This is a genomic window from Levilactobacillus sp. FUA 3915 (assembly GCF_044053135.1).
Taxonomy (GTDB): domain Bacteria; phylum Bacillota; class Bacilli; order Lactobacillales; family Lactobacillaceae; genus Levilactobacillus; species Levilactobacillus lanxiensis.
The window spans coordinates 2,049,617-2,063,723 of record NZ_CP168704.1 but is presented as its reverse complement, the minus strand read 5'-3'; the positions used below and the strand labels follow the sequence as shown (position 1 = coordinate 2,063,723).

Annotated in this window: 10 protein-coding genes; 5 read left to right on the top strand and 5 right to left on the bottom strand. The window is 53.6% G+C overall.

The genetic code is table 11. From position 1 onward, the window contains the following. Positions 1-516 precede the first annotated feature (516 nt). The 3 genes from ACEPST_RS09570 (at position 517) to ACEPST_RS09560 (ending at position 6,855) form a co-directional block, all read left to right on the top strand. Complete coding sequence (locus ACEPST_RS09570; RefSeq protein ID WP_204121906.1) at positions 517-1,911, top strand: APC family permease; 1,395 nt, start codon at positions 517-519, stop codon at positions 1,909-1,911. A 539-nt stretch (positions 1,912-2,450) separates the two neighbouring features. Further along, entirely contained in the window at positions 2,451-4,895 is a 2,445-nt protein-coding gene (locus ACEPST_RS09565) for a Xaa-Pro dipeptidyl-peptidase (RefSeq protein ID WP_204121905.1), read from the top strand. Between the two features lie 1,048 nt (positions 4,896-5,943). After that, on the top strand, positions 5,944-6,855 hold the full coding sequence (locus tag ACEPST_RS09560; RefSeq protein WP_204121904.1) for a proline-specific peptidase family protein: 912 nt from the start codon (positions 5,944-5,946) through the stop codon (positions 6,853-6,855). Between the two features lie 118 nt (positions 6,856-6,973). Here the strand turns inward: ACEPST_RS09560 and ACEPST_RS09555 are convergent, their stop codons facing one another. Beyond that, on the bottom strand, positions 6,974-7,570 hold the full coding sequence (locus tag ACEPST_RS09555; RefSeq protein WP_203642918.1) for a L,D-transpeptidase: 597 nt from the start codon (positions 7,568-7,570) through the stop codon (positions 6,974-6,976). Between the two features lie 99 nt (positions 7,571-7,669). Continuing rightward, entirely contained in the window at positions 7,670-9,223 is a 1,554-nt protein-coding gene (locus tag ACEPST_RS09550; RefSeq protein WP_203642919.1) for an ABC-F family ATP-binding cassette domain-containing protein, read from the bottom strand. Positions 9,224-10,015: 792 nt separating this feature from the next. On the opposite strand from ACEPST_RS09550, the gene ACEPST_RS09545 reads away from it, so the two are divergent. Together ACEPST_RS09545 and ACEPST_RS09540 are read left to right on the top strand one after the other, a co-directional pair. Then, positions 10,016-10,399, top strand: coding sequence for a VOC family protein (locus ACEPST_RS09545; protein WP_125765931.1), 384 nt, complete (start codon positions 10,016-10,018; stop codon positions 10,397-10,399). Between the two features lie 16 nt (positions 10,400-10,415). Continuing rightward, positions 10,416-11,117 carry a CPBP family intramembrane glutamic endopeptidase gene (locus ACEPST_RS09540; RefSeq protein ID WP_203642920.1) on the top strand — a complete coding sequence of 234 codons (702 nt, stop codon included), beginning with the start codon at positions 10,416-10,418 and terminating at the stop codon, positions 11,115-11,117. Between the two features lie 74 nt (positions 11,118-11,191). Here ACEPST_RS09540 and ACEPST_RS09535 read toward each other — a convergent pair whose 3' ends face one another. The 3 genes from ACEPST_RS09535 to ACEPST_RS09525 all read right to left on the bottom strand — a co-directional run bounded on the left by ACEPST_RS09535 (position 11,192) and on the right by ACEPST_RS09525 (position 14,096). After that, positions 11,192-11,494 carry a helix-turn-helix transcriptional regulator gene (locus ACEPST_RS09535; RefSeq protein ID WP_204122151.1) on the bottom strand — a complete coding sequence of 101 codons (303 nt, stop codon included), beginning with the start codon at positions 11,492-11,494 and terminating at the stop codon, positions 11,192-11,194. 930 nt (positions 11,495-12,424) lie between these two features. Next, positions 12,425-13,198, bottom strand: coding sequence for an ABC transporter ATP-binding protein (locus ACEPST_RS09530; RefSeq protein WP_204122150.1), 774 nt, complete (start codon positions 13,196-13,198; stop codon positions 12,425-12,427). Next, a complete protein-coding gene (locus tag ACEPST_RS09525) occupies positions 13,125-14,096 on the bottom strand; it encodes an ABC transporter permease (RefSeq protein WP_203642925.1) in 972 nt (323 codons plus the stop codon). The genes ACEPST_RS09530 and ACEPST_RS09525 overlap by 74 nt, the downstream gene beginning before the upstream one ends. Positions 14,097-14,107: the final 11 nt, after the last annotated feature.

The following is a 14,107-nucleotide window of genomic DNA, read 5'->3' as shown; positions in this document are numbered from 1 at the left end:
TCATTGCGACTACCAGCCTCAGCCTCCCAAATTAATCACAAAAAAGGCTGAAACTGCACGCGACAATGTGTATCATCATTATATAAGGAAAGTTTTGGTTTAGGTGGTTTTCGCTGGTTGGGCTAAATGACATTAGCTTTTAATGAATCAGCTAACGGACAATCACACGACTCACTGTACCCTCACAATCTTGCTGACGCCGCATTCACAACAGTCTAATCGTCTAACCAGTCTGCCAGTTGCATTGGCCAGGCAGCTCGGACGGTTTAGCTTTGCTGCCAACGTCAGCCGTGAGGTCAGAGAAAATGGGCTCAGCCGTGGGAGTTACCTTAACGGGTTCCCCGTTTAGGTAACTGCTATCTTTGAGACGTGTTTTCCGGCTCAAAGTAAGGCCGAAGACCGCTTCTCAGGCTTCGGCCGTGCGCCCACAGCGTCCCGGCCCATTTTCTCTGACCGGTAAGGCGAATCGAGGAACCACCTAAACCAAACAGTTTCAACGACATAAGGAGGCTTTTTATGGGACTTGCGCGAATATTTCGTCGCGAACGCTTAGATAATTACTTAAAGAGTGACCAGCACTTTGCCAAAACAATGACGGCAAAGGATCTGATGTCACTCGGCATTGGGGCGGTGATTGGGACCGGGATCTTCATTCTCCCCGGCACCATCGCCGCACAGTATAGTGGTCCCGGCATCGTTTTATCCTTTCTGATAGCCGCCATCGTCTGTTCCACAGCCGCCATGTGCTACGCCGAATTTGCTTCCGTTTTGCCGGTCGCTGGGTCCGCCTATTCCTACGGTAACCTGGTCTTCGGTGAAATCGTCGGCTGGATTCTGGGCTGGGCCCTGATTCTGGAATACGTGCTGGCCGTGGCTGCCGTGGCCAACGCCTTTGGGGCCTATTTCAAATCCTTCTTGGCCGGCTTCGGACTCAACTTGCCCAACGCCATTAGTGGCCCCTACAATCCGGCCGGGGGCACGTACGGTAACCTGATTGCCATCCTGGTGGTCTTCTTCATCAGTTGGCTGTTAAATCGGGGGATGCGCGAGTCCATGCGGATCAATAACACGATTGTCATCGTGAAAATTGCCATCATTATTTTATTTGTGGTCGTCGGCGTCTTTTACGTGAAGCCTAGCAACTGGCAACCGTTCGCGCCATTTGGCTCCAAAGGGATTCTGCGGGGTGCGTCGACCGTGTTCTTTGCCTACTTAGGCTTTGATGTGGTCTCTGCCTCGGCTGCGGAAGTGAAGAACCCCAAGAAAAACATGCCCATTGGGATTATCGGCACGCTCATCGTGGCCACCGTGCTCTACATGCTGGTCGCTATCGTGCTGACCGGGATGGTCCACTACACCAAGCTAAACGTCGCGGACCCCGTGGCCTTTGCGCTCACGTTGGTCCACCAAAACTGGACGTCCGGTATCATTTCGCTGGGCGCGCTAGCGGGGATGTTTACCATGATGGTCACCATGATCTACAGTTCCTCGCGGCTGATCTACTCGGTCGGGCGTGACGGTCTGTTACCAAAATTCTTAGGCAAAATCGACGACAAAACGGGCACGCCCAAACACAGTCTGGCTGTGATTACCGTCGTGATTGCCCTGCTAGGTGGCTTCGTGCCCCTGGCTCAGCTGACCAACCTGGTTAACATCGGGACCCTGGTCGCCTTCCTGTTCGTGTCATTCGGGATTCTCCGGCTGCGCCATTTGCCAGAAATGCCCCACAACACGGGCTTCAAGGTACCTTTCTACCCGGTACTGCCCATCATCTCGGGCCTGCTGTGCTTCTACATGATGCTCCAACTCCCCGCAGAAACCTGGATTGCCTCATCAATCTGGTTCGCACTGGGACTGGTCATCTACTTCAGCTACGGCATCCGTCACAGCCGGTTGAACGAAGAGGAGTAACTCGCCTCCAGGATGCTGAAAACAGTCCGGTTTGGCAGTGGGCGGACGCCCCGAGCCAAAGAACGGTCTCGGGACTTACATCCGTTCAACCCGCTGATTGGTTTCTTCAATTATTTATTGTTCCAACAACTAATCTTTGCGTTACACTTACTACAATGTAATTGTTTCGTCCCAACTTCTAGTTGCGCACCTCATGTGCACCCTAAGAATGCAGGACAGTCAATCCAATGTAACCCTTGAGCACCAACATTAACCATTTTATCCACCATTCGTTGGCACTCAAAACCAGTGTGAGCCGCAGGGCTGGTGAAAATGGGCTCAGCCGTGGGAGTTACCTTAGCGGGTTTCCCGCTTAGGTAACTGCTATCTTTGAGACGTGACCTTCGGCTCAAAGTAAGTCCGAAGACCGCACCTCAGGCTTCGGACGTGCGCCCACAGCGCCACGGCCCATTTTCACCAGCCCGGAGGCGCTGACAACACGCTGTTTCAAGTACCAACGCAAGCGTTGATTTTTAAAATTGATAAGGTAGGCGATATTTATGCGTAACCAACAATTTGCCATTCGGCCCACAGCACCCGCTCAGGCCCTAGACGAACTTCAACGAATCCATTTCTTAGACGAACACACGGAAAAACTCACCACGCCGAGCCAACTGCTCTGCAACTTCTATGACCGGAGCTGGCCCGAATTTACCACGCCCGACACGGTTTCCCAACAGCTCAGTAACCTGATGGCGACGCCCGACATCGATGGCTTGGACTTTCTCAGTAACCACGACAACGTCCCCGTCACGGTCTTCTACAACCTGGCCCTACAACGGCTGGAATTTGCCGTCGACCTCGACTTTAAGCTGAGCGACCCCTTAACCGCCATGACCAAGATGCAACTGCCCGTGGCCGACCACGCCGGCGCGGACTTCACCTTGGATGAGCTCAAGCAGGCCTGGTACTTGCTCCTGACGACGCACACCAAGAACGGTCAGAGCTTCCTGGATCACCTGACCACGAAGGGCTACTTTGACCCCTTCGTTCACGACGCCCACGTTGACAAGCCCCTGATTTTTAACGGGAAGTCCCAAGCCGTCTTTGATACGACCAAACTGATTCGCGAAGTCGTTTACGTGGAAAGTCCTCAAGACACCGACCACGACGGCAAGCGCGACCTGTTAAAGGCCGAGGTCATTCGCCCAACCGAAACCGAAGCCGGCCTCAAGGTCCCCGTCCTCTATACCGCCAGTCCTTACAACCAGGGCACCAACGATGAAGCCGGTGACCAAATGATGCACAACGTGAACGTGCCGCTGCAACCGAAGCAGCCCAACGACTTCACGCTGGCTGACGTGACCGCCCAACCGGACGACACGCCACTGCCCGCCCCCCGCGCCGTGACCGCCACGACCAAGGAAGCCGCACAGACCTTTGCCCGGGAACAATCCTATACGTTAAACGACTACTTCCTGGCCCGCGGGTTCGCCGTGGTCTACGCCGCTGGCATCGGGACACTGGATTCCGACGGCGTCCGCACGACCGGTGACCCCGAGGAAACGACCTCGACCATCGCCATCATCGAGTGGTTGGCCGGCAACCGGACGGCCTTTACCAGCCGCACCGCTACGCAGGCCATTCCCGCTTGGTGGAGCAATCACGCCGTTGCCATGACTGGCCGTTCCTACTTGGGGACCCTGGCCACGGCCGCGGCGACCACCGGTGTTGCAGGCCTCAAGACGGTCATTTCCGAAGCCGCCATTTCCAACTGGTACGACTACTACCGTGATGGCGGGCTGGTCATCGCGCCCGGTGGCTTCCCTGGTGAGGACGCCGACGTGCTGGCCGAGGAAACGTTTAGCCGTCAGCTCCAGGCTGGGGACTATCACCGGATTCAGGCCAAATGGCAAGCCGACCTGGCCGCCATTACCCACGGCCAAGACCGGTCGACCGGGAACTACAATTCCTTCTGGGACGCACGGAACTACCTGAAGAACGCCAAGAATATCAAGGCGGACCTCCTGCTAGTCCACGGCCTGAATGACTGGAACGTTAAGCCACGGAACGTCAACAATCTTTGGAACGCCGTGCGCGACCTGCCCGTCACCAAGAAGTTGATTCTGCACCAAGGCCAACACATTTACATCAATGCCTTTCGTTCCATTGACTACACGGACATCGTCAATCTTTGGCTGACCCACGAGCTCCTGGGCGTCGACAACCAAGCAGAAACATTGCTGCCAAACGTCATCATTCAGGACAACGTCCAGCCGGAAACGTGGCACGCCTACGAGGACTGGGATGCGCCAACTAACCCGACCCGTAGCTTTAACCTGCAGGCCGATGAGCTGGTCGACCAAAGCACCCACGAGCCTCTAGCCTACGCCACGAGTTTCAACGACCAGTTACCCGTTGAACAATTTAACAAATACACCCACCATATCGATCAGTGGCAAACTGATTTGCTGGGTGACAAGCACAACGACATGTTCAATCACCGGTTAATCTTTAAGTCAGCCGTCTTAACGGACGACCTCCTGTTAGATGGGAAGCCCACCGTCGACCTACGCGTGGCCGTGAACCAGCCGGTCGGGATGCTGAGCTTCCAGTTGGTAGACTACGGGGATGCCAAACGCCTCGGTGTCTCACCAACCATCCTGGCGCGCAAGGCCCTGGACGAAGGTTACCGTTGGCGTGAAGACGACCTGCGTGAATTCAAACCGGCCGCAACCACGCCGTTTAAGATGATCACCAAGGGCCACCGTAACCTACAAAACCGGACCAATGCCTACCACGTCGATGAACTGAAGGCCAACGAGTTTTATGACCTCAGCGTGACGCTGCAACCAACGCACTACCGGCTGCTGGCGGGCCACCAACTGGGCCTGGTCATCTACGCGACCGACTTTGGCATGACCGTGCGTGGGAACCAGGACTTGCAGTACTCCATCCAGCTCGGCAATTCCGCCCTGCACCTCCCATTCTTACCAGAAAACTAGGTTAGTGTGTAACGCGCGTTCCCGACGGTGGGTGCAACCCGCCCTGCTGTGGGGTCGCTTCCAGCCTGAGGGACGGGCTTCCAGCTCGACTTTGAGCCTGAAAAACGGTCTCAAAGCTCGCCCCGTGGGCTAGGCTGAATGAGAAACTTCAGCCAAGACCACCGACACAGCTGGGCAAGTTGCCCCACCTCTGGTCACTCAGACTGACCGTTGTTGCTGGTATGGATGGGATGTTGGCTGTGGTTGCTCATGTTCACATTAATTTATCCAACAAATTACCTATAATGCTAAAGAGCTAACGCCAATGACGTTAGCTCTTTTTAGTATCTTAGGATGTTCTGACTCCCTCACGGAACAGGTAAAAATCCGCTCTCTCTTCGGACTGATGTATCCCTCCGCCTTCTTTGACCAGTAAGACACACCCGCCAATTCTACCCACGAGGAACATACCAAATGCAGGTTAAACCCATGTGAGCCGCAGGGCTGGGAAAATTGGGCCGGTCGTGGAAGTGACCAGAGGCGGATCAAAGTGACCAGCTGTGTCGATGGTCTTAGCTGAGGTTCCTCACTCAGCTTAGACCATGGGACAACCTTTGAGACCGCACTTCGGCTCAAAGTTGAGGTGGAAGCCCGCCCTTCGGCTGGAACCGGCCCCACAGCAGGGCGCTTTGAGCGCGCCGCCGGGAACGGACACGACCAGGCCCAGTTTTCACAAAATTAGCAAGACACCAACCACGAGGACACACCGAATGCTGGTTAAACTAGTGTGAGCCGCAGGGCTGGTGAAAATGGGCTCAGCCGTGGGAGTTGCCTTAGCGGGTCTCCCGCTTAGGCAACTGCTATCTTTGAGACGTGAACTTCGGCTCAAAGTAAGTCTGGAGACCGCCCTTCGGCTCCAGACGTGCGCCCACAGCGTCACGGCCCAGTTTTCACCAGCCCGGAGGCGTAATCAACGGCCAAGTTTAACCAGCAAATAAGGTTGGGTGTTTAGAAATGACGCCGTTAGTGATAAACTATTAATAACTCATTAGAAACGGGGGAATCTCTCATGAAACAAGGCACCACGATTATCACCTTAGACAACGGTTACCACCTTTGGACCAACACCCAAGGCACTGGTGACATCCACCTGCTCGCCTTACACGGTGGCCCTGGTGGCAACCATGAATACTGGGAAGACACTGCCAAGCAATTAGCCGCTCAAGGCCTGAACGTTCAGGTCCACATGTACGACCAATTGGGTTCTTGGTACTCCGATCAACCCGACTATAGCGACCCCGAAACGGCTAAGAAGTACCTGACCTACGATTACTTCTTGGATGAAGTTGAAGAAGTTCGGCAAAAGCTGGGCATCGACAAGTTCTACCTGATTGGCCAATCATGGGGTGGCGCCTTGGTTCAAATGTACGCTGCTAAGTATGGCCAACATTTAAAGGGCGCCATCATTTCCTCCATGGTTGATAACATCGACGAATACGTTGAAAGCATCAACCATATCCGGGAAAAAGTTTTGACGGCTGACCAAGTGGCCTACATGAAGCAAGTTGAAAAAGATGGGAACTACGACGACGCCAAGTACCAAAGCTACGTCGACATCTTAAACGACGGCTACGTGGACCGCAAGAAGCCCGCTGCCATTTCTCACCTAATCAGCACCATGGCAACCGACGTTTACGGTGCCTTCCAAGGTGACAACGAATTTGTCATCAAGGGTAAGCTGAAGGAATGGAACTTCCGTGACCACCTGAAGGAAATCCAGGTCCCAACCCTGTTGACCTTTGGTGAACACGAAACCATGCCAATTGCTACGGGTAAGAAGATGGCGGAACTCATCCCCCACTCTCGCTTCGTGACAACGCCTGAAGGTGGCCATCACCACATGATCGACAACGCACCCGTTTACTACGATCACTTGGCAACGTTCATCCGCGACGTGGAATCCGATAACTTTAACGCTTAAGTTTGATAAAAAATCCCGCTCTAATCACTGATTAGGCGGGATTTTTGTGTGCGACGACAAAAAAAGCAGTGACCAGTCATTTCTGACGAGTCACTGCTCTGTGCTTACCTATTTGTGCTTAGTGGATCACAACTTTCATCCCGTAAGGCACGTGATTGTAGACCCATTTGGCATCGGCCACGGACAGGCGAACACACCCATGTGAAGCGGCGGTCTTGCCTAACTCCTCGGCCTCACTCTTGATGTAGTTCCCATTCTGGTCGGTTGGCACACTGTGGAACAAGTAGATGCCGTGGTCCTTCCAGGAGACCCAGTACTTGGCTCCCTCACCAGAACTCTGGTTGAAGAAGAACTTCCCGCGTTCCCCCTGAATGGCATACGTGCCGTGTGGCGTCTTGTTTTCCTTGCCCGTCCCAGTTGAGCAATACATGGTGTAAAGCACCCGGTTATTGCCGTCGCGAATGTACACCCGTTGCCGACTGGTATTCACGTCCAGCCACGCGTTGGGATGTTTATCTAAATTGGGATAAGGCTTGCTTTCCGACGGCTTACGCCAATTAATGGTATCGGCCTTGGCCGTCTTCTTTGCCGTCGTCTGGGTCGTCTGCTGACTCGGGTGCGAAGTCGCGGTCATCTTCTGAAAGACCCGGTTGACCCCAAGTGCCGCAACGATGATCAGCGCGACAACCACGAGTAACTGTCTAAAACGTCTCATACTCTGCCGTCCTTTTCGAATTTTTCCTAACTACGACTACTGTAACGGATTTTTCAGAAAAAAGGAACGCCTTTTACCAAAACGTAATCTACATGCAACTTAGTTTGCAGAATTCTTTAAACTCAGCTTCTCCACGTTCAAAATCTTGTCGACGAGTCCGGTGTAGAAACTAGCCTCATGGCTGACGATGATTGCATTGCCTTGGAAGTTCAAGATGGCTTGCTTCAAGGCTTGCTTGGTCTCGTCATCCAAATGGTTCGTGGGTTCGTCCATGATTAGGAAGTTAGCGGGTTCAAATTCCATCAAGGCCAGCTTGACCTTGGTTTGTTCCCCACCAGATAACTCACCGATGGGCTTCATCGCGTTAGCGGAATCCAGCCCACACTTGGACAGCTTGGTCCGAATGGCCTTTTGGGGCAGCTTTTCGTACTTGGCTTGGATAATCTGTAACGGCGTCTGTTGGTCGTTGTCCCAGACCAGGTCCTGGCTGAAGTAGCTGATACGGGCGGATGGTGAGAAATGGGCTTCGCCACCCTTGGCCTTGATGATACCCAGAATCGACTTGATCAGCGTGGACTTCCCGACCCCGTTAAACCCAGTCAACCCAACCTTTTGGTCAGTCGTGACGGAGAACGTGACGGGCTTCAACAGTGGCCGGTCGTAACCAACGGACAGTTGGTCCACCACCAGCGCGTTTTGCGACCCGGTTTCCTGGTAAGGGAAATCAAAGTGGGCTTGCACGTTGGTCGAAGGTGGATCGACCCGGTCCAACCGGTTAAGCATCTTTTCCCGTGACTTGGCCATGGTCGACTTGGACCCCGCCTTGTTCTTACGGATAAAGCGTTCGGCCTTTTCGATGACGACCTGTTGCTTGTCAAATTCCCGTTGTTGGGCCTTTTCACGTTCGTCACGCTGGCGCATGGCTTGCTTGAAATTGCCCCGGTACTTGGTGATCTGCCCAAACGCCACGTTAATGATACAGTTCGTCACGTTTTGTAGGAAGTCATAATCATGGGACACAATCAAAGCGGCCCCATCAAAGTTGTTCAGGTAGTCTTCCAACCACGCAATGTGGGCAACGTCCAGGTAGTTGGTCGGTTCGTCCAAGAGAATAACGTCGGGATTTTCCAGCAGTAATTTTGCCAAGATAATCTTTGACCGTTGGCCCCCAGACATCTTCGCCACTTCATGGTCCCGGCCAATGTCGTCCAGACCTAACCCGGAGATGACCCGTTCAATTTCGGTTTCGATGTCGTAGAAGTTCCGCGCATCCAATTCTTCTTGGAGCCGGCCGGCCCGTTCGAGCAGCTTGTCTTCCATGGTTTCGGCGTATTCCGTGTACAACGCCGTCATTCGGTCGTTCTTTTCGTACAGGTCAGCGTAGGCCGTATGGAGGAAATCAATCAGCTGCATGCCTTCAGGAATATCTGCGTATTGGTCCAAATAACCGATGTGGGTTTTCTTTTGCCATTTCACAGAGCCCGTCAATGGCAGCTCTTGTTCCGTAATAATTTTAATCAGTGTGGACTTCCCCACACCATTTTGCCCGACAACACCCATGTGTTCACCCTTATTCAAGGTGAAGCTGGCGTTCTCGTAAAGTTTCTTGTCGGCGAAGCTCATGCTCAGGTCGTCGACTTCTAATAATGGCACTTGTAGTCCCTTCCCTTCTTCTCTCACGCAGAAAAGGCCCCGACAACGTCAAGGCCGTATCGTAAACATATATTAGGTAGTAATTTACCACGAAACGCCCGGGTTCGTCAACTTCCCCACCTGGGATTGCCCCCGCATTCTATGCTATAATAGGTGAAATTCACCCGAATTGGCGTGGGGTCTAACTCGTAAATTGGTCGAGTCGGACCGTTCCCGACGGCGGGTTCAAACTGCCCTGCTGTGGGGCCGGTTCCAGCCAAAGGGCGGGCTTCCACCTCAACTTTGATCCGAAGTGCGGTCTCAAAGGTTGTCCCATGGGCTAGGCTGAATGAGAAACTTCAGCCAAGACCATCGACACAGCTGGTCAGTTTGACCCGCCTCTGGTCACTGACTGTGGCTGAATTCGGTCAACATCGTCTGTGCCAATTAGGGTGACGTAATGTTAGGCGGCCTAACTCTCCAATGGATTTTCAGGTCACAACAATAACTAACAACCAAGCAGGCAATTGCTTTTATGGTGACCCGCTTCGTTGCCAGTCACATCTATGTAAGCCGCAGAGCGGGTGAAAATAAGCTCAGCCGTGGGAGTGGTCTAAGCGGTTTACCGCTTAGACCACTGCTATCTTTGAGACGTGATTTTCGGCTCAAAGTAAGTCCGGAGACCGCCCTTCGGCTCCAGGCGGCGCCCACAGCGTCACGGCTTATTTTCACCCGCCCGGAGGCGGTGGCATCCATCAATTTATACTGCACTAAACACCAAATTAATAAAAACCAAAAAAGGACTGACTCTGAATGAATATCCGTAACATTGATCACATCACCTTAACCGTTAGCGACGAGGAACGTTCCGTTCGCTGGTACCACGAAGTCTTTGACCTGCCCATCATTGAATTTGACAATGGTCGGCGCGGCGTCAAACTTGGCAAACAAAAAATCAATTTCCAACAGAGTGACGCCCCCCATTTGCCAGTCGCTAAGCATCCCCTGGCCGGAAGCGCCGACTTCGCCATCATCGCGACTGACCCGCTGGCCAACATCCTCTCACACCTGACCAACTACGCCGTTGAAATCGTTGACGGCCCGCTCCCCAAGGAAGGCGCCCTGGGCCCCATGACCTCGGTCTACGTCCGCGACCCTGACGAAAACTTGATTGAAATCGGCAAGTACGACAAGTAGGAGGTCCCCGCAGTTCATGAACAAATTAAATCAACTCCTGACGGCCGCTGGCAGTTGGCTGATTCGCAGTCTGAAATGGATTGGCTTTCTCGTGATTTACCTGGCCGACTCGCTCATCCTGCAGGCGGCCACCAGCAAGGCCAGTCATCCCCAGGTGGCAACGCGCTTGATTGGCATCATGCTGATCTACTCGGCATTTCTCCTAGCTTTTCTGACCTGGCGCTACTGGCAACAGCTAAAGAAAAATAACCCGCGGCACATCGGCAAGACCCCGTTCACGGCCAAACGCTCGTGGCAATTGGCTGGCCTCTTTCTCCTGATGCTGGTCATTCAGTTCGGCTGGACCTTCCTGATTAACTCCCACGTCTTGAGTAGTCCCGCGAACCAAACGGCGCTCAACACACAGATCCTGCAGTTGCCATTCTGGAACTTGGCCTACGCAATTCTGTTGGCCCCATTCGTCGAAGAAATGATTTTCCGCGGCATCTTTTTAAACTACTTTTTCCGTGAAAATTCCCGGGTGATGAACTTTCTTGGCGTCTTCATGTCCGGTCTGATTTTTGGCATGATGCACGTCATGAGCTTCTCGTTCACGCTCCTCATGTACTCGGCCTTAGGTTGGGTGCTGGGCTACACGTACCTGAAATTCCGCGACTTGCGCTACAACGTGACGTTGCACTTCTTGAATAATGCGTTGTCGTTGTTGTCCTTTATTTAAATTGGTTCTACGCGAAAAGGCTCCGACTACCCACCTAGATTGGTGTGTAGTCGGAGCCTTTTTAGAAATGTTTCTTAATTCATTGAAACATCAATTTTGTCAAATTGCACATTCAACGTCCGATGTGTTTTGATGGCAATATCAATTAGCGTCTGCGAACTAGCCTTATCAAAGCCCGTCTCAATTCGAGCAATCGTCGAAGTGGATTTGCCAACCAGCTCGGCAAACTGCTTTTGGGTCAGCCCAAGCTCAGCCCGCAGATTCTTAACCCCCATCGCAATTTTCAAGTTCATTTCTGCGTCAGCCAACTTCGCATCAAAATTCGGATCTTCCTGCCGCAAGTCATCAGCATAGTCATCGATTGCTTTTAACTTCATTTCTGATCATCTCCATGTTCTAAGTAGAATTTTCTTAATGACTATTTCTGATAGATAAGCTTACTAGGAGGCATAGCTTTTCAATATGCACGATACCTAAACATCCCAGAGCCCCTAATAGCATTAATGCTATTTCCACGTTCACTATACCATATACTCAGTAGAAAAGCCGCTGTCAATAACTCTCCTACACCAGGAAAAGTTATCAACAACGGCCTTACTTATACACTGAGTTACGCACCCCCTAGGGGATAACTCGTTATTTTTGAGAATCATTCACGTAGAAAATCGTTTGGAACGGTGGATAACTCCTGAAACTTGCCTAAGTTATCCACTATCAGAGCCTGTTAAGCACAGTTATCTTGTCACGGGGATACTGACCTAGCCAATTGAAGCCCACCTAACAATTGGCTAGCGTCGTTCACGCAGCGGCCGTTGTCAGCGACCAGAGGCAACTTTGCGGACGCAGCTGTGTCGATGGCGTTGGCTGAGGTTCTTTCTCAGCCTACACCATGGGACGACCTTGGAAACTCGCGCTTCTCAGCGAGGTTTCAAGGCGAGACGGAGGACCGCTCCACAGGCCGCAGTCGGGCCCCACAGCAGCGGTAGCGAAGATTGCCGCCGGGAGCGCTGGCCTCCACCAATCGAAGCCCACTAAACAGCAGCTGACTGGCGTCGTCCGTGTAGTCGAAATAATCACAACCACGTGCAGCGGCCGTTGTCAGCAACCAGAGGCAACTTTGCGGACGCAGCTGTGTCGATGGCGTTGGCTGAGGTTCTTTCTCAGCCTACACCATGGGACGACCTTGGAAACTCGCGCTTCTCAGCGAGGTTTCAAGGCGAGACGGAGGACCGCCTCTCAGGCCGCAGTCGGGCCCCACAACAGTGGTAGCGAAGATTGCCGCCGGGAGCGCTGGCAAGGACCACCAGCTAGTCGGCGAAGAGGGACATGAGCTCCTCCTGCCGCAGCCCGTCCTTAGCCGCCCCGCGGACATCCAGCTTGATCTGCCCATCCTGGACCATGACCAGCCGGTTGCCATAGGTCAATGCGTCACTCATTTTATGGGTGATCATCATCGTGGTCAATTGGTTGGTCTCGACAATCGTTTGGGTCAGGTCCATCACCTTTTTACTGGTCTGCGGATCCAAGGCCGCCGTATGTTCGTCCAGCAACAACAAGTCCGGGTGACTCAACGTGGCCATCAACAGCGACAGCGCTTGCCGTTGCCCACCAGATAAGTATTTGACCTGCGTCGTCAAGCGGTCCTCGAGTCCCATATTCAGGGACTGTAGCAGCTCGCGATACGTGGCTTCTTGACTGGCCTTGCGGTACCGGCCAAGACTCATACTGCCGGTGTGCTGTTGCGCCAGCGTCAGGTTCTGGGCCACGCTCAGTTCCCCCGCCGTGCCCATCTTGGGGTCCTGGAAGACCCGTGACAGCCATTTCGCCCGGTACGCCACGGATTTCTTGGTCACGTTGTGGCCGGCCAGGGTCAACTCCCCGGCATCGGCAGGTAACGTTCCGGCAATCGTGTTGAGCAGCGTCGACTTCCCTGCCCCATTGTTCCCGATGACGGCCACGAAATCGCCCGGTTCAATCGTCAGGCTGACATTTTTCAGGACGTGACGTTCATTTGCTGTCCCGGGAAAGAAGACCTTCTGGAGATGCTTGACGGTTAAGACTGCTGGTTGATTCTGCTTCATGTTCATCGGCTCCAATCTGTTTGAGGTAACGTTTCAACTGTTGACGCGTCCGGTACTTGGTCCGCAGGATTGGCAGGCAAATGACCACGACCAAGATGCCTGCGGAGAGAATTTTCAAATCGTCGACCGGGAAGCCCAGGCCCATCGCGACCGTTAAGAGGAACCGGTAGATGATGGCGCCGAGGACCATGCCCGTCAAACGGACCCACATCTGGCGCCCGTGGAGGAAGATTTCCCCCACCAGAACGGAGGCCAGGCCAATCACGATGGTGCCAATGCCCATCCCAATGTCGGCATAGCCGTTGCTCTGGGCGATCAGGGCCCCGGACAACGCGATGCAGCCGTTGGAGACCATGTAACCCAGAATCACCATCCGGTCGGTGTAAATGCCGTTAGCCGCACTCATGGCGGGGTTATCCCCGGTCGCCATCAGTGACAGACCCAACCGCGTCTTGAACAGCCAAATGAGCACGGCAATCACGACGCCGGTGACGACTGCCCCAACGATAATCGTTTGCAGGTCGACCGACCACGTGGCTGGCAGGTAGTTGGTCAACACTTTTTGATTTAGCAACGGCACGTTCGACTTACCCATCACGTGCATGTTCACGGAGTACAGGCCGGTCATGGTTAAAATCCCAGCGAGCAGGGATGGCATGTGGAGCTTGGTGTCGAGCACCCCGGTGACCCAACCGGCCACACAGCCGGCGAGGAAACCCAGTAAGCTAGCGACCACGGCGGATTGCCCGCTAATCATGGCGCTAACGGTCACGGCGGCCCCCAGCGGAAAGCTGCCTTCCGTGGTTAAATCGGGGATATCGAGAATCCGGAACGTTAAGAACACCCCGATAACGAGTGGTGCCCACAAGAGTCCCTGTCCAATACTGGTGATTAACATAACTGGTTGCC

Coding starts and splice junctions, on each gene's coding strand:
- ACEPST_RS09545 (WP_125765931.1), top strand. CDS start 10,016: ATGAATATCCGTAACATTGATCACATCACCTTAACCGTTAGCGACGAG.
- ACEPST_RS09555 (WP_203642918.1), bottom strand. CDS start 7,570: ATGAGACGTTTTAGACAGTTACTCGTGGTTGTCGCGCTGATCATCGTT.
- ACEPST_RS09570 (WP_204121906.1), top strand. CDS start 517: ATGGGACTTGCGCGAATATTTCGTCGCGAACGCTTAGATAATTACTTA.
- ACEPST_RS09560 (WP_204121904.1), top strand. CDS start 5,944: ATGAAACAAGGCACCACGATTATCACCTTAGACAACGGTTACCACCTT.
- ACEPST_RS09565 (WP_204121905.1), top strand. CDS start 2,451: ATGCGTAACCAACAATTTGCCATTCGGCCCACAGCACCCGCTCAGGCC.
- ACEPST_RS09530 (WP_204122150.1), bottom strand. CDS start 13,198: ATGAAGCAGAATCAACCAGCAGTCTTAACCGTCAAGCATCTCCAGAAG.
- ACEPST_RS09525 (WP_203642925.1), bottom strand. CDS start 14,096: ATGTTAATCACCAGTATTGGACAGGGACTCTTGTGGGCACCACTCGTT.
- ACEPST_RS09535 (WP_204122151.1), bottom strand. CDS start 11,494: ATGAAGTTAAAAGCAATCGATGACTATGCTGATGACTTGCGGCAGGAA.
- ACEPST_RS09540 (WP_203642920.1), top strand. CDS start 10,416: ATGAACAAATTAAATCAACTCCTGACGGCCGCTGGCAGTTGGCTGATT.